The following is a 13,376-nucleotide window of genomic DNA, read 5'->3' as shown; positions in this document are numbered from 1 at the left end:
ATACATTCAATTTGAATTTAGAAATCTAGAATGGTTTTAGAAAGCATGACGCCATCGACTTTTCCTTCTTGGAACTGCGGGACGATGGCAAAATCCGGAGCCTGTTGCATCTTAGGCTCTTGATTCATTTTCACCAGACCGTAAGCGATGCCCGCATACAAGCCAAGTGAAGCACCTTTAGCGACGTTATTCCAGCTTTCACTGGGCTTATCTTCAACCGCCAAACTCATCACTCCTACTGCGGCTCCACCTAAAGTTCCCCATGCACAGCTTTTTAGAAAGTCACGAAGACCTTCGGCTTGGGCGGTTTGAAACTGACAAAGAAGAGCGATGATAAAAATAATTTTGCGCATACTTCATTGTCGCTTGCGATAAGGGGTTTTAGTCAACCACTGATGTCTTCAATAATGGTGACCGTTCCGTCTTTTGTGACAAAGGCCCAGTGAACTTCGACGAGGTTTTCAAGTTTGCTTGTTAAATACTGGAGCGCCCGCACCAATCGAGCTTTTTGCTTTCGGGAAATTCGATGCGGTTGAAAATCCGCAATATTGGTGGTCTTTACTTCCACCATCAGGGCATGACCTTCCGGCGTTTGAAAAATCAAATCCACTTCTGCAAAAGGCGTGACCACCCGTTGCGCCAGAAGTGTATAGCCTTTTCTTTCATAAAATTTTTGAACTAGTTTTTCTGAATCAAGCCCACGCTGATGGGCCCAATAAAGGGATTTATTCTTCGTCGACGACGAGTTCTGCGAGGTATTCTTTAACGCCCGCGAAGGATTTACGGTGCACGCTGCACGGTCCGTGCGCGACGATGCTGTCTTTGTGAACCGGCGTTGAGTAGCCTTTGTGAACTTCGAATCCATAAAGAGGATATTTTTCTCCTAACTGTTTCATCAGACGATCTCTTGTCACTTTCGCAACAATCGACGCCGCTGAAATCGGAGCCACTCGCAAATCCCCTTTAACCATAGTCGTTTGCTCAAAGCCTTCAAGTCCGGGGATCTTCATGTTGCCGTCAATCAGCACATGACCACCCTTCACCCCTAAAGCTTCAACCGCGCGTTTCATCGCCAGCAAGGAAGCCCGCAAGATATTCATCTCGTCGATTTCTTCTACTGTCGCAAAACCAATTCCTACATGATGTTCTTTTTGAATGAGCGCCGCTAATTCTTCGCGACGTTCTTCGGATAATAATTTTGAATCTGTGACATCTTCAGCCAGAGCGTCCGATTTGAAGATCACAGCTGCTGCATAGACCGGCCCCGCAAGACATCCACGTCCCACTTCATCCACACCAATCACAGGCTCGGGAAAGAACTCGCGCCAGTTCACCTTAGGATACTCTTCCTTTTTGAGCGTTTTCTTAGGCTTCGCTTTTTTGAGTGTGATTTTCTTAGCTGCAGATTTTTTAGCGAGCGTTTTTTTCGATACTACCATGTCTTAGCGCCATCCCCACAAATCCTGCGCATATTAGACATAGAGCCAGTCGCGGTCACCGGAAAACAATCGCGTCGAAAACCAAAAGTTCTTTGGGATATTTGGCGAAATAGCCAAAGTTCCGTTGCACCTTTTGGTAGGAATATTTAGTGATGCGAGAAAAAAGAAAAGACCTAGAACGTGAGTCCTAGGTCTTTTTTAAATTTAACAGAAATGTTCTGTCGAGAAGAATTAAGCTTCTGCTTTAGCAGCAGATACTAGCTCAGATTCAATCTTCGCAGCTTTACCTTCAAGAGAGCGTAGGTAGTAAAGTTTAGAACGACGTACTTTACCTACGTTTACAAGCTCAACTTTATCAAGTGCAGGGCTTGAAAACGGGAAAGTTCTTTCAACGCCAACACCCGCAGAAATTTTGCGAACTGTGAAAGTTTTCGCAGCGCCAGATCCTTGGATCTTAGTTACGATACCTTTGTAAAGCTGAACACGTTCTTTTTCACCCTCTTTTACTTTAACGAATACGTTAACAGTATCACCAGAGCTGAACGCTTGAATATTTTTGTTAGCAGCTTTTACACTTACGCGACGAACGAGGTTTGTTTCTTTAGCCATTGCTTAATCCTTGTAGCAGTCAATTTTCACAAAAAGTAAAACAAGGGTCTACCATGGACCCATTACGCGGTCAAGACAGATACTTACTGCCGATCTTACTGAAAGATGGCGGTAGTCCTTGGGAGGAGCCCCTCGGATACTCTCCAAGACTCCAGAGCAAGACCCAATGAGTTGTTCTGTCATACCGAAACCGGTACCAAATAACATGAATACGGGCTTTTTTTCTACATGCATTTCATGGCGCAGCTCAGCAAAAGAGTACTTTCTTTTCGCCCACTCCACACGGGCCGTGGTGGCGATGGTTAGGCAGTCTGGAACATTCCAATCAGCCAACGCTGCCTCAACACTCACGGCGGTTTTAACGGGGTTTAAAGCGGTTTTCCTCATCGGATTGAACTTCGAGCCTTGCCCGGTTCTCCAATGATCCAAGACGCGCTCAACGAACATGAGCTGCTCTTGCATGGGATGGATGATGTAATATTTTTCTACTCCAAAGACCGTCGCCGCCCGGGCGATATCATGAATGTCGAAATTTGTGATATTCGTCGACACTGTTTTCTGCAATCGATCACGCACGGGATAGTGAACTAGACCGATTGCCAGTCTTGGTACGTAGGGAGTTTCGGGAGTCTCAGACATTGAAATCTTCCTCGCGCAGATCTTCCAGCCCCAGCACCTTTAAATCATTTTCACTGAGAGTTTTATAAAACTCGATCAGTTCTTTTAAAGGAGCGGCTGTCTTTTTTTTCTTCTGCGCCTGATACTTTTCGTTTTCTACTTTAAGAAATTCTTTAAATAAATCGGGACGTTTTTTAAGTGTCACAAGCGCGGATACTTTCTTCTTCCACTCTTCAATCACTTTGTGATTTCCACCAAGAAGAACCTCTGGAACTTCTTGCTCTAAATACGCGCGTGGTCTGGTGAAATTCGGATACTCTAACAGCCCTTCAGAAAAACTGTCTTTATCTGCGGAATCATCGTGACCTAATACCCCGGGGATAAAACGCGCTAAGGCGTCGATCACAACAAGAGCGCCTAGCTCTCCGCCAGATAACACATAGTCCCCGATCGACACTTCCTGATCGACGTAGGAATTAATAATACGCTGATCAATACCGCCATAGCGGCCGCAGATAAAAACCAGATGCTCTTCTTTAGAAAAAGAACGAGCCATTTCATCTGTCAGAGTTTTTCCTTGGGGGGAAAGATAGATCACTTTGGAATTCTTATGTTGCACTTTCTGGAGCGTTTTTTCCAGAGTCTCAGGCAACATGATCATACCGTCACCGCCCCCAAAAGGACGGTCGTCCACAGTGCGATGACGGTCTTGAGCAAATTCGCGGGGCGTGTGCGTTTTAACCGAAAGACGCTCACTCTTTAAAGCCTGACCAAGAACACCGTGAGAAACCGCGGCGTCAATCATCTCAGGAAAAAGAGTGATCACATCAATCGTTAGCATCTAAGCGTTCTCGATATCAAAAAGTCCTTCAGGCAAATCCATCACCACAGTCTGGTGTTTGAAATCGATTTTTTTGATGAAAGCATCTACGAACGGCACTTCCACCTTTTTACCTGCAGCTTCAACGACCAATAAATCTTGAACGCCGTTCGAAGAGAAATCCACGATTTCACCTAGAAGTTTTTGTTCTGGATCTTTCAATTTGAAGTTTTTGATTTCAGAAAGGAAGATAGTTTCCCCAGGCTTAGATACGAACAAGTCGTCGTCGACGAAGAACTCTAAATGCTCAACACCTTCAGCCGCCGTGCGATCCGCGATTTCAGCCGCCTTAACGATCAGACCTTTTTTAAAAGGCTTTGTTCTTTCCACAGAGAATGTGCGAATTTCATCAGAGTCTTTCGGTTTTAGACCAAAGCTCTTCATTCTTTTTGCCCAAGAGATATCGCCAGAAAAGATAAGAACATAAAGATCACCTTTAAGTCCATGAGCCTCGCGTACCTTGCCTACCAATTTCATTTCAAACCTCAGAAAAAAAATGAAGGGGTTGCTTGTGACAACCCCTTCCTTAGAGAATTTTATTTTTGCCCCTGTTGAGGACTTGCGGCTTAACTATTCTACGATATCTAAGTGATAACGCTTGTTAAGTTTTGTACCAGCTGCGCGGATGATAGTTCTCATTGCGGCTGCTGTTTTACCTTGCTTACCAATCACTTTGCCCAGGTCTTCTTTATCAACCTTCAAAGCAAGAAGAGTGGTTTGCTGACCAGGGATTTCATCAACTTCGACTTTTTCAGGCTTATCTACTAGAGATTTCGCCATGAACTCCACGAGGTCTTTCAAGCTATCCATAATTACCCCCACAACAGATAGTACCTGTCCGATATTCTAACGAAATCGGAACAAATGCCAAATACTATTTAGCTTGAGCCAACTTAATAACGTGTTTTACACGGTCTGTAGGCTGAGCACCTTTTTTGATCCACTCTTCAACTTTAGCTAGATCAAGCTCAACTTTTTTGTCGTTACCTTTAGGAGTTGGGATGTAAGTTCCAAGAATATCAAGGAATTTACCAGTAACATAGCGACGAGAATCAGCTACAGTGATGCGGTATTTAGGGTCGTGCTTTGCGCCCATACGAGCCAAACGAATTACAACTGCCATTTCTTAAACCTCTTGTTTCAAAAACAGTAAGACCAAGTGTGTACTGTGTTAACGATTAAATATCAAGCGTTAAAATGGGAACTTCATTCCACCTCGACCCATGCCCATTTTCATCATTCCACCCATCATCTTCTTAGCGTCCTCAAATTGCTTTACCAGCTTGTTCACATCTTGAACTTGAGTTCCGCTCCCCTTCGCAATACGCTGACGACGCGAAGCGTTTAGAAGCTTATGGTTGTGTCTTTCCTGATAGGTCATGGAGCGAATGATGGCCTCGATCTTTTTCATCTCAGCATCAGGTGGGGTCATATTTTTCAGCTGTTTGCTGAGTTCACCCATGCCAGGTAAAAATTTCAAGATGCTTTCAAAGCCGCCCATTTTTTTAAGCTGCTGGATCTGAGCTAGGAAGTCCTCCAAAGTAAATTCATTCTTCATGATCTTTTTCGCGGAATCACGCGCCGACTTTTCATCGATCACTTCCTGCGCTTTTTCGACCAAAGAAAGAACGTCCCCCATATCCAAGATACGCCCAGCAAGACGATCCGGATGGAAGACTTCCAGAGCAGAGACTTTTTCACCCACGCCCAGGAACTTAATTGGAATGCCTGTCACTTCACGAATAGATAAGGCCGCACCACCGCGCGCGTCCCCGTCTACTTTCGTGAGCACAAGTCCTGTCAGATTTAATTTTTTATGGAAACCTTCTGCGACATTCACAGACTGCTGACCGAGCATGGCATCGGCCACAAGAAGGATTTCTTGCGGAGTCCAAATTTCGCGAAGGCGGCCCAACTCGTTCATCAGTTCATCATCAACCTGCAAGCGCCCCGCCGTATCGACGATCACAACATCAACCATGTTGTCCTTCGCCCACTGCTTGGATTTTTCTAAGATTTCCTCAGGCTTCATTCCGACTTGAGTTGGGAAGGTTGGAATGTTGTTTTGACGACCTAAAGTCTGCAACTGATCGATGGCCGCGGGACGATAGATGTCCGCTGGCACCATGCCGGGTTTTTTACCCAATTTTTGACGAATATAAAGAGCAAGCTTTGCTGAAGACGTGGTTTTACCCGCCCCTTGCAAACCCACCATAAAGATCACGCTCGGATTTTCACGTACGTTGATATCAACAGCGCCGCCACCCAAAACGTTCACGAGCTCATCATGAACGATCTTAACGAACATTTGTCCTGGATTGACGTTTTGAAGAACCTCCGCCCCCAGGGCTTTGGCTTTTACCTTATCAATAAATATCTTAACGACTTTGAAGTTCACGTCCGCTTCTAAAAGACTGAGGCGGATCTCTTTAATGACGTCCTCAATGTTAGCTTCCGTGATCTTGCTTTGACCACGGACCTTTTTAAGGCTCGCCATAATCTTGTCAGATAAATTCTCGAACATGTGAAACTCCCGAAAGAAAGAGGTTTAACCTATCAAGAACCGAATGACAAAGAACCTTGTGACGCACTGCATACACAAACACCTTGTAGAATTGTAAGGCGCAGAGCATTAGATGATTCATTCGGACGGCTTTATGGTTATGAGAGACGCAAAAAGGGGCCCTACAATGAAAAAAATCATTCTTGTATCATTATTAGTAAGTACTGCAGCTCAAGCCCAACTTGTGACTTCCAATGCGGCAGCACTTGAGGGACTTAAAGACGCGCGCAAACAACTTGAAGTAAAAACTGAAAACTCAATTCTTGAAAAATTGGAAGCCGCTCGCTTGGAAGACGAAAGAAACCGTCGCCAACAATTTGAGTCTTTGAATTTCAGCGTCGTCAATGACGGAACTTCTTCTTACAACCATGCGCCTGCTCAAGCTCCGGCAGTGGCAGCTCCAGGATATGTTCCATCGGAAGTTCAACAGAACAACACGCAAGCTGTACAAACAGTGAACTATTAGTTCGCCATAAGGGGCCAACTTAAGGCCCCTACTTCGCTAGCTCCATGGCTTTGGCGACAGATCTGGCATCATGGCTCGGAACAATTAAAACTTCCGGGCTTCTTTTCTGAAGGGCTTGCAATTCCTGAATTCGCAGCATGACTTCATCAGGCTTATTATCGACGAACTTTTTAGAGAACCAGAATTTCGGCACGCCTTGCTCTATCGCATCGGCATTCCAGACTGTATCACCCACCAAGAAGATTCTTTTTTCGATCGACAGATTTACAAAAAGTCCCACTGAACCTGGAGTATGTCCCGGAAGACCGACCAGAACAAGCTTACCATCACCATAGATGTCACGGCTTTTGGGAAAGCCTTCATATTCTTTGGCCTCAAGTTCATAGGTTTTAAATTGGACCGTTTCTGGAAAAAGAGAAGGAAAAATCGCCGCGCTTGCATCTTTCGTTTTTGCGAAAGCCATTTCTTCAACCGTCACCTCAATGGGCAAATCTGGGAAGTCCACAACACCACTGGAGTGATCGAAGTGCGCATGCGAAAGAATGATTCTGTCGAGTTTAATGCCTTTTTCTTTGATTTGTTCTAGAGCTGAAACATCCTGATTAAATTCCGTCGCAAGACGGGCCCACCAGACCATGTCTTGAACTTGTTCTTTCGCCTTCGTTCCCAGACCCGTATCAAACAGAAAGTTTCCTTTGGGATGTTCGATTAGAAATGCTGGATGAGTCATAGGGAAGCGCTTAAACCAAGAGCCTCCTTGAAGCGTCGTCGCCTCTAAAGGATCTATAGATCCCGTCTTTAAAACCGTGAATTTAACACTTTCGTTTTGCGACCACACTGGTAAAGACATTAAAAGAAATATAAGGGGAATTGTTTTTAGCAGTGACCGAATCTTCATGAAGTTTACCAACGTTGAAAAGAGCCTTTTTTTAGACTGAAGTGAGCACCCGCATAGAAGAAGATAAATCCCAAAACGGATATCACCGCCGCTGTCCATACGTTAACGTCACTGACTCCCAGAATGCCGTAGCGAAGACCATTGATCAAATACAAAAGAGGATTCGCTTTTGAGACGGCCTGCCAGAATGGGTGCAGGTGTTCGATGGATAAAAATACTCCACCCAGATAAGTTAATGGCAAAAGGATAAAAGCCGAAAACGCAGACAACTGATCAAAGGTTTTTGCCCAGAAAGCCACACTGATACCGATCATTCCAAAAATCAAACCGGCAATAATGATAAAGAATAAAGTGACAAATGGATGAGCAATGGCCAGCCACTCTCCACGTTGATAATACATGAAGATAGATCCCACAGTGTAAGTGATCAAGGCGACAATACTTCCGCGCACTAAGGCCCCTAAACTCATAGCCCAAATAATTTCTCGGTCGGTCACGGGTGCTACACGCAAATCCTCAAGGTCCCCAGAGAACTTTGAAGACACAATTGATGACGAAGAGTTTTGAAAAGAGTTATTGATCAAACCCATCATCATTAATCCGGGAATCAAGAAAGCGATATAGCTAACACCTTGGTGAGCGGCCATCTGTTCACCCAAGGAAACACCGAAAATCAAAAGGTATAAAAATGACGAGATGAATGGCGTCACCACTGTCTGCACAAGCACTTTCAGAAAACGTGCGATCTCGCGTTGGAAAATAGTTAAAAAACCGGTCATTGCAGGGCCTGCGCTTCTTTTTTACTTACAAGTTTAAGGAAGGCTTCCTCAAGATCACCTTCTTCAATTTTAACATCTTGAATGATGTTCACGGGAATACGGACTTCATTTAAGAAATCACCCAATGTTTTATTTTGGGGAACTACGAAAAGAAATTCTTTGCCGATCACTTCCATCAAATACGACGAGCGCACCTCATAGTGTTCAGTTAATATCAGGCGAATCTTTTTGTGCGTGTATTGGCGGATGATATCTTTGGTATTTCCCAACTCGACCAGACTGCCCAAGTTGATAATTCCCACACGATCACAAAGTTCTTCGGCCTCTTCGAGGTAATGCGTTGTCAGAAGAATGGACATGCCTTCGTTGCGCAGTTCTTGTACGAATCTCCAAAGATCTTCGCGCAGACGAATATCAACTCCCGCAGTCGGTTCATCTAAAAGCAGAAGTTTGGGATTGTGAACCAACGCTTTGGCAATCATCAAACGGCGTTTCATACCACCTGAAAGCTGCTTCACTTTTTTATGACGGTGTTCATAAAGAGCCAGCTTGCTTAAGACGAAATCGATACGGTCTTTGTTTTTACGAAGACCGTAGTATCCGGAATGAAACTCCAGAATTTCTTGAACATCAAAAAAGCCCGAGTTGATCACTTCCTGATGAACAACGCCGATTTGTTTTTTGGTGAACATCGGATCTTTGGCCACTTCAACACCGAATACTTTTACAGATCCTGAGGACGGTTGCTCCAGTGTCGTGATGGTAGAAATGATTGTGGTTTTACCTGCGCCGTTAGGCCCCAACAGGCCAAAGATCTCTCCCCCTTTGACAGAGAAAGAGATTCCTTTGACAGCTTCCGTTTTTGCGCCTTCGTATTGTTTACGCAGGTCTTGAATTTCCAAAGGTAGGTTCATGCGACTTGCCCCTAACGTGCTCGTGTGATGCTGGTGTGGAATTCCACGCTTGGGTTTTCACGCTTTAACCAGTTTAGATCCCACTCCTGATTTACAAGGACCACTGGATTTTCTTGAAGATCGCGGAACATATTGGCGCCACCTTTCAATTCAGCGACGGGCTTTCCGTCCTCTGTTCTTGGCCAGCGAGCGACTCCGTAAGGAAGACGATTCAGCTTCACTTCCAAATTGTATTCATCCTGTAAACGACGAAGCAGAACTTCGAATTGAAGTTCACCGACGGCACCGATGATAGGATCTTGAGGACCTACCAACGGATCAATGAACAATTGGATGGCGCCTTCTTCAGACAAATGATTCAAAGCCTCTTGCATCTTTTGACGTTTCAAGGCATCGCGCACGGAAAGACGACCGAACAGCTCGGGAGCAAACTTTGGAATGTCCTCGAAGTGAACTTTTCCGGAGGCATACACGCAGTCACCAATGGCGAAGTTTCCAGTGTCACCAACACCGACGATATCACCAGCATAAGCGTCGTCCACAGTCTCTTTGTCTGCCGCGATAAATTGGCTGGCATAAGAAAGGCGCAGCTCCTTGTCATGACGAGAGTGCTTTACTTTCATGCCACGCTCAAACTTACCGGAGCAAATACGAATGAAGGCGATGCGGTCACGGTGACGCTTATCCATATTGGCTTGAATTTTAAATACGAACCCCGTGAAGTTCGCATCACAAGGGTCCATCTCTTTATCGTCTTTTGTGTGACGAGGTTGAGGGCCCGGAGCGTACTTTGTGAAGAACTGCAGGAATGTATCCACCCCGAAGTTCTGTTTTGCAGAACCGAAAGTCACCGGAGAAATCGTTCCATTTAAAAACTCATTCACGTCAAAGGGTGGAAGTGCCCCTTCGATCAGTTCCAACTCGTCAATCACTTGGTCTGCAGACTCTTTATCAAGATAGTCATAAAGAATTTGATCGTCTTTGCCTTTTTCAAATGGAATGATTTTGTAGTCTTCCACTTCTTCACGACGTTGATCGTAAACCCAGATTTCCTTTGTCAGGCGATTATAGATCCCGCGGAAACGTTGACCGATCCCCAAGGGCCAGGTCACCGGGTAACATTGCATGTTCAATGTTTTTTCAACTTCGTCGATGAGAGTCAGAGGATCTTTACCTTCACGGTCCAACTTGTTAACGAAAGTAAAAATAGGAATTTTACGAAGACGACAAACCTCGTAAAGCTTTTTAGTACGTTCTTCCACACCCTTTGCCACGTCGATCAGCATGCAGGCTGAATCCACCGCCATCAAAACGCGATACGTATCTTCAGAGAAGTCTTTATGGCCCGGAGTATCCAGCAAGTTCACTCGCAACGAATTGTAATCAAAGGTCATCACTGAAGACGTGATTGAGATCCCTTTTTCTCTTTCCATGGCCATCCAGTCGGATGTCACCGCTTTGGTTCCTTGTTTTCCCTTCACCTCACCTGTTTCATGGATGACTCCACCGTGATAGAGAAGTTTTTCGGTCAACGTTGTCTTACCAGCATCGGGATGCGAGATGATCGCAAACGTGCGGCGGCGTTGAATTTCTTTTTGAACCTGAGGTGTGGCTAACATAGAAAGCATCCTGTCTAAAAGACTCATTTTTACGAGTAAAAGCTTTAGGTTACAAGCATTTAGCGCAGCGCCACCATGAAGCATTTCGAGGATTTTTTGGGAAAACAGCCAATTTTAGGAATTTCATTCAAATCTGGGTGGATTTTAAAGGTTTTGAGCCTCCACCCCTTGCGCATTCCAACACTTTTCCCTTATAACCTCGTTGAACTACAACTCCGATGGGTTTGGAGCCCTTTTAGGACAATTGAGGTGAAATTATGACTGCTATGTCGAAGCATTATGTTACGACTTTCTATAAGTTTTTAAAACTTTCTGATGTTCCCGCTGTACAAAAAGATCTCGAAAACAAAGCTGATGAGCTGAACGTTAAGGGCTTAGTGATTTTAGGCACTGAGGGCTTTAACTCTACAATTTCTGCAAGCTCTGTCGAATCTTTTGAAGCTTGGAAGCAGTTCATTCGTGAATACTTCAATGCGCCGCAATTGTTCTTTAAAGATTCCGAGTCACACAAAGCTCCTTTCCGCCGATTCAAAGTAAAAATCCGTGAAGAGATCGTGACAACCGGCATTCCAGAAGTGATGCCTCCAGAGGGAAAGAATCATCATTTGACTCCCGCAGAGTGGAATCAAGTTATGAAGGAAGAAAAAGATTTTGTGATGATCGATACTCGCAATTGGTACGAGTATAAGATTGGAACTTTCAAAGGGGCTTTGAATCCAGATATTGAAAAGTTCACGGATTTCCCTCAGTACATTGAAGAACAAGGTATTCCTAAAGATAAAAAGATGCTGATCTTTTGCACCGGTGGTATCCGCTGTGAAAAAGGAATTTTAGAACTTCAAAAGCAAGGTTATGACAATGTTTTCCAATTGGAAGGCGGCATCATCAACTACATGAAGGAATATCCGAACGATCAATTCGAAGGCGAATGTTTTGTTTTCGATCACCGCGTGGCTTTAGATCAAAACCTTCAGCCATCGACAAAGTACGGTCTTTGCCCTCACTGCGGTCAACCTTCTGAAATCAAGATTGAATGCAAACGCTGTGATTCCGAAGAGCTTATTTGCGTGGATTGCGCAGAAGTCGAATTTAAAAAAGACACCTGCTCTAAAAACTGCGCTCACCAATACAAACTTCACCCTGGCAAAAAAGGTCCAAAACAAATCGTACCTTTTGAAATTGAAAAATTAAAAGCCGAAGGGGCCGACGAGATTCCAACTATCCGTGTCTCTAAAACGAAGGTTGTGACGGTAAACGCCAAGGGTGAATCTGTCACCGTCAGCGATAAGAACTAGGGGTCTGCCGGGTTTCCGGCACCCTCTATTTTTTTTATTCTTTTTCTTGTATTATAGCTGCATTGAAAGGTGGTTTCCTATGAAATCAATTCTATTAACTGTGCTTTCTTTTTTAACTATTTCATCTGTACAAGCTGAAGCCTCAGAGCTTTTACATGAGACTCCACGAACTTCTTCTGTTCAAGCTTATGTCCTAGGAAACTATCAAATCACCTCTAGGCAGTTTAACGGTCCAGACCTTGCTGTAGAAATTCAAATTCTTAATTCAAGAACACGTGAAGTCGTTACACATGCATTTATTCAAGATCAGCGCCCCTTGGAAATCAGTATTACACAAAATGGCGGCGAATATATCCGTGGACGATTCACGCTAGTGCAAGACACTTCTAAAGTATATTTGTACGCGGACCTTTCAAGCGGTTCCACACCACAACCGCAGTATACGGTGCAAGGAATTATAGCTTACTGGAATCAAACCGATAATTCGAACTGATTGCAGAACTATAGTTATAATAAGATTTTCCAATAGCCCGTCGCTTTGATCCATTCCTCTTGAGCGCCTTTTATATGAAGAAGAAACTCTTTCAATTCAAAGGCGCAAGATTTTTCTAAAGCCACCCAAGCAAAGTAGTCCCCGACTGGAAACCTCATTCTTTCCAACTGTGTCTTTAAGCGTTCGCTTTTTCCAGGAGCGTCTCCTTTTCTGAAAATCCAGAAGACTTCTACCAGACCTTCATGAACGAAATCTATTTTGTCTGACTCGTTTTCCACCTCAACGATAAGTAAAGATCTAGAATTCTTCGGCAACTCTTGCAATCGACGGGCAAACGATGGAATTGCCGACTCATCACCAATCATCAGGTACCAATCAAAATTATACGGAACAATCTTAGAACCCCTAGGGCCGCCCACCGTCAGAGTTTGCCCGATACGAGCCTGTTCCGCCCATTGGGATCCCGGGCCACTTCCGTGCAGAAAGAATTCAATATCTAATTCTTTTGCCTCGCTATCATAGCGGCGAGGAGTGTAGTCGCGCATGATGGCGGGTCGACTGCCTTCAGGAACTTTGAGTCCCTCCGGCGTCATAACTGGCAATACCGGAGTTTCTTCGCCCGGATAAGGGAAAAATACTTTCACATGATCGTCGGGAGATAAAGATGTGAAGTCAGCAAGCTCTTCACCGGAAAAAGTAATTCGTTTCAAATGAGGTGCAATCTGCTGAATATTTTTAACCTTCAGAGTGCGCATCTTCACGGGATGCATGACTGTTTTCAATTCTCTTTCATTTGATGACAT

17 protein-coding genes and 1 pseudogene are annotated in these 13,376 nt (G+C 44.5%); 3 read left to right on the top strand and 15 right to left on the bottom strand.

The window, feature by feature from the left end:
• Positions 1-17: 17 nt before the first annotated feature.
• The 10 genes and pseudogenes from AZI87_RS11485 to ffh form a co-directional block, all read right to left on the bottom strand.
• On the bottom strand, positions 18-353 hold the full coding sequence (locus tag AZI87_RS11485; protein ID WP_063207028.1) for a hypothetical protein: 336 nt from the start codon (positions 351-353) through the stop codon (positions 18-20).
• Positions 354-385: 32 nt separating this feature from the next.
• A pseudogene (locus AZI87_RS18200) lies at positions 386-676 on the bottom strand (YraN family protein); the annotation flags it as partial.
• A 49-nt stretch (positions 677-725) separates the two neighbouring features.
• Positions 726-1,439 carry a ribonuclease HII gene (locus tag AZI87_RS11475; RefSeq protein ID WP_081111018.1) on the bottom strand — a complete coding sequence of 238 codons (714 nt, stop codon included), beginning with the start codon at positions 1,437-1,439 and terminating at the stop codon, positions 726-728.
• A gap of 231 nt (positions 1,440-1,670) precedes the next feature.
• Positions 1,671-2,048 carry a 50S ribosomal protein L19 gene (gene rplS / locus AZI87_RS11470; protein ID WP_063207025.1) on the bottom strand — a complete coding sequence of 126 codons (378 nt, stop codon included), beginning with the start codon at positions 2,046-2,048 and terminating at the stop codon, positions 1,671-1,673.
• A 48-nt stretch (positions 2,049-2,096) separates the two neighbouring features.
• Positions 2,097-2,687, bottom strand: coding sequence for an RNA methyltransferase (locus AZI87_RS11465; protein WP_063207022.1), 591 nt, complete (start codon positions 2,685-2,687; stop codon positions 2,097-2,099).
• Entirely contained in the window at positions 2,680-3,507 is an 828-nt protein-coding gene (gene trmD, locus AZI87_RS11460; RefSeq protein WP_063207018.1) for a tRNA (guanosine(37)-N1)-methyltransferase TrmD, read from the bottom strand. The genes AZI87_RS11465 and trmD overlap by 8 nt, the downstream gene beginning before the upstream one ends.
• Positions 3,508-4,023, bottom strand: a complete 516-nt coding sequence (rimM, locus tag AZI87_RS11455; protein WP_063207015.1) for a ribosome maturation factor RimM — start codon at positions 4,021-4,023, stop codon at positions 3,508-3,510. It lies immediately after the preceding gene.
• A gap of 93 nt (positions 4,024-4,116) precedes the next feature.
• Positions 4,117-4,356, bottom strand: coding sequence for a KH domain-containing protein (locus AZI87_RS11450; RefSeq protein WP_041875527.1), 240 nt, complete (start codon positions 4,354-4,356; stop codon positions 4,117-4,119).
• A 64-nt stretch (positions 4,357-4,420) separates the two neighbouring features.
• Positions 4,421-4,669 (bottom strand): 30S ribosomal protein S16, encoded by a 249-nt coding sequence (gene rpsP / locus AZI87_RS11445; protein ID WP_041875524.1) that lies wholly within the window; start codon positions 4,667-4,669, stop codon positions 4,421-4,423.
• 69 nt (positions 4,670-4,738) lie between these two features.
• Entirely contained in the window at positions 4,739-6,070 is a 1,332-nt protein-coding gene (ffh, locus tag AZI87_RS11440; protein ID WP_063207012.1) for a signal recognition particle protein, read from the bottom strand.
• 166 nt (positions 6,071-6,236) lie between these two features.
• Here ffh and AZI87_RS11435 point away from each other — a divergent pair, with 166 nt between their 5' ends.
• On the top strand, positions 6,237-6,575 hold the full coding sequence (locus AZI87_RS11435; protein WP_063207009.1) for a hypothetical protein: 339 nt from the start codon (positions 6,237-6,239) through the stop codon (positions 6,573-6,575).
• Between the two features lie 28 nt (positions 6,576-6,603).
• Here AZI87_RS11435 and AZI87_RS11430 read toward each other — a convergent pair whose 3' ends face one another.
• The 4 genes from AZI87_RS11430 to AZI87_RS11415 are packed head-to-tail and all read right to left on the bottom strand — an operon-like array spanning position 6,604 to position 10,785.
• On the bottom strand, positions 6,604-7,425 hold the full coding sequence (locus AZI87_RS11430; protein WP_172795522.1) for an MBL fold metallo-hydrolase: 822 nt from the start codon (positions 7,423-7,425) through the stop codon (positions 6,604-6,606).
• A 53-nt stretch (positions 7,426-7,478) separates the two neighbouring features.
• Entirely contained in the window at positions 7,479-8,252 is a 774-nt protein-coding gene (locus AZI87_RS11425) for an ABC transporter permease (protein WP_063207003.1), read from the bottom strand.
• On the bottom strand, positions 8,249-9,166 hold the full coding sequence (locus tag AZI87_RS11420) for an ABC transporter ATP-binding protein (protein WP_063207000.1): 918 nt from the start codon (positions 9,164-9,166) through the stop codon (positions 8,249-8,251). The genes AZI87_RS11425 and AZI87_RS11420 overlap by 4 nt, the downstream gene beginning before the upstream one ends.
• Positions 9,167-9,177: 11 nt before the next feature.
• A complete protein-coding gene (locus AZI87_RS11415) occupies positions 9,178-10,785 on the bottom strand; it encodes a peptide chain release factor 3 (RefSeq protein ID WP_063207878.1) in 1,608 nt (535 codons plus the stop codon).
• Between the two features lie 266 nt (positions 10,786-11,051).
• On the opposite strand from AZI87_RS11415, the gene trhO reads away from it, so the two are divergent.
• Together trhO and AZI87_RS11405 are read left to right on the top strand one after the other, a co-directional pair.
• Positions 11,052-12,080, top strand: a complete 1,029-nt coding sequence (trhO, locus tag AZI87_RS11410) for an oxygen-dependent tRNA uridine(34) hydroxylase TrhO (protein ID WP_253696738.1) — start codon at positions 11,052-11,054, stop codon at positions 12,078-12,080.
• Positions 12,081-12,159: 79 nt separating this feature from the next.
• On the top strand, positions 12,160-12,573 hold the full coding sequence (locus AZI87_RS11405; protein ID WP_063206994.1) for a hypothetical protein: 414 nt from the start codon (positions 12,160-12,162) through the stop codon (positions 12,571-12,573).
• A 14-nt stretch (positions 12,574-12,587) separates the two neighbouring features.
• Here the strand turns inward: AZI87_RS11405 and AZI87_RS11400 are convergent, their stop codons facing one another.
• Positions 12,588-13,376, bottom strand: coding sequence for a siderophore-interacting protein (locus AZI87_RS11400; RefSeq protein WP_063206991.1), 789 nt, complete (start codon positions 13,374-13,376; stop codon positions 12,588-12,590).

Origin of the sequence: Bdellovibrio bacteriovorus (assembly GCF_001592745.1) — a bacterium.
GTDB lineage: Bacteria > Bdellovibrionota > Bdellovibrionia > Bdellovibrionales > Bdellovibrionaceae > Bdellovibrio > Bdellovibrio bacteriovorus_B.
Note: the sequence above shows the minus strand (reverse complement) of the source record. Positions and strands in the feature narration are given on the sequence as shown.

Excerpts from the sequence above, each read along its gene's own strand:
- AZI87_RS11405 (WP_063206994.1), top strand. The coding sequence starts at position 12,160 with ATGAAATCAATTCTATTAACTGTGCTTTCTTTTTTAACTATTTCATCT.
- AZI87_RS11425 (WP_063207003.1), bottom strand. The coding sequence starts at position 8,252 with ATGACCGGTTTTTTAACTATTTTCCAACGCGAGATCGCACGTTTTCTG.
- rpsP (WP_041875524.1), bottom strand. The coding sequence starts at position 4,669 with ATGGCAGTTGTAATTCGTTTGGCTCGTATGGGCGCAAAGCACGACCCT.
- AZI87_RS11435 (WP_063207009.1), top strand. The coding sequence starts at position 6,237 with ATGAAAAAAATCATTCTTGTATCATTATTAGTAAGTACTGCAGCTCAA.
- AZI87_RS11465 (WP_063207022.1), bottom strand. The coding sequence starts at position 2,687 with ATGTCTGAGACTCCCGAAACTCCCTACGTACCAAGACTGGCAATCGGT.
- ffh (WP_063207012.1), bottom strand. The coding sequence starts at position 6,070 with ATGTTCGAGAATTTATCTGACAAGATTATGGCGAGCCTTAAAAAGGTC.
- AZI87_RS11485 (WP_063207028.1), bottom strand. The coding sequence starts at position 353 with ATGCGCAAAATTATTTTTATCATCGCTCTTCTTTGTCAGTTTCAAACC.
- AZI87_RS11475 (WP_081111018.1), bottom strand. The coding sequence starts at position 1,439 with ATGGTAGTATCGAAAAAAACGCTCGCTAAAAAATCTGCAGCTAAGAAA.
- AZI87_RS11450 (WP_041875527.1), bottom strand. The coding sequence starts at position 4,356 with ATGGATAGCTTGAAAGACCTCGTGGAGTTCATGGCGAAATCTCTAGTA.
- AZI87_RS11420 (WP_063207000.1), bottom strand. The coding sequence starts at position 9,166 with ATGAACCTACCTTTGGAAATTCAAGACCTGCGTAAACAATACGAAGGC.
- trmD (WP_063207018.1), bottom strand. The coding sequence starts at position 3,507 with ATGCTAACGATTGATGTGATCACTCTTTTTCCTGAGATGATTGACGCC.
- AZI87_RS11430 (WP_172795522.1), bottom strand. The coding sequence starts at position 7,425 with ATGTCTTTACCAGTGTGGTCGCAAAACGAAAGTGTTAAATTCACGGTT.
- rplS (WP_063207025.1), bottom strand. The coding sequence starts at position 2,048 with ATGGCTAAAGAAACAAACCTCGTTCGTCGCGTAAGTGTAAAAGCTGCT.
- rimM (WP_063207015.1), bottom strand. The coding sequence starts at position 4,023 with ATGAAATTGGTAGGCAAGGTACGCGAGGCTCATGGACTTAAAGGTGAT.
- AZI87_RS11400 (WP_063206991.1), bottom strand. The coding sequence starts at position 13,376 with ATGTCATCAAATGAAAGAGAATTGAAAACAGTCATGCATCCCGTGAAG.
- trhO (WP_253696738.1), top strand. The coding sequence starts at position 11,052 with ATGTCGAAGCATTATGTTACGACTTTCTATAAGTTTTTAAAACTTTCT.
- AZI87_RS11415 (WP_063207878.1), bottom strand. The coding sequence starts at position 10,785 with ATGTTAGCCACACCTCAGGTTCAAAAAGAAATTCAACGCCGCCGCACG.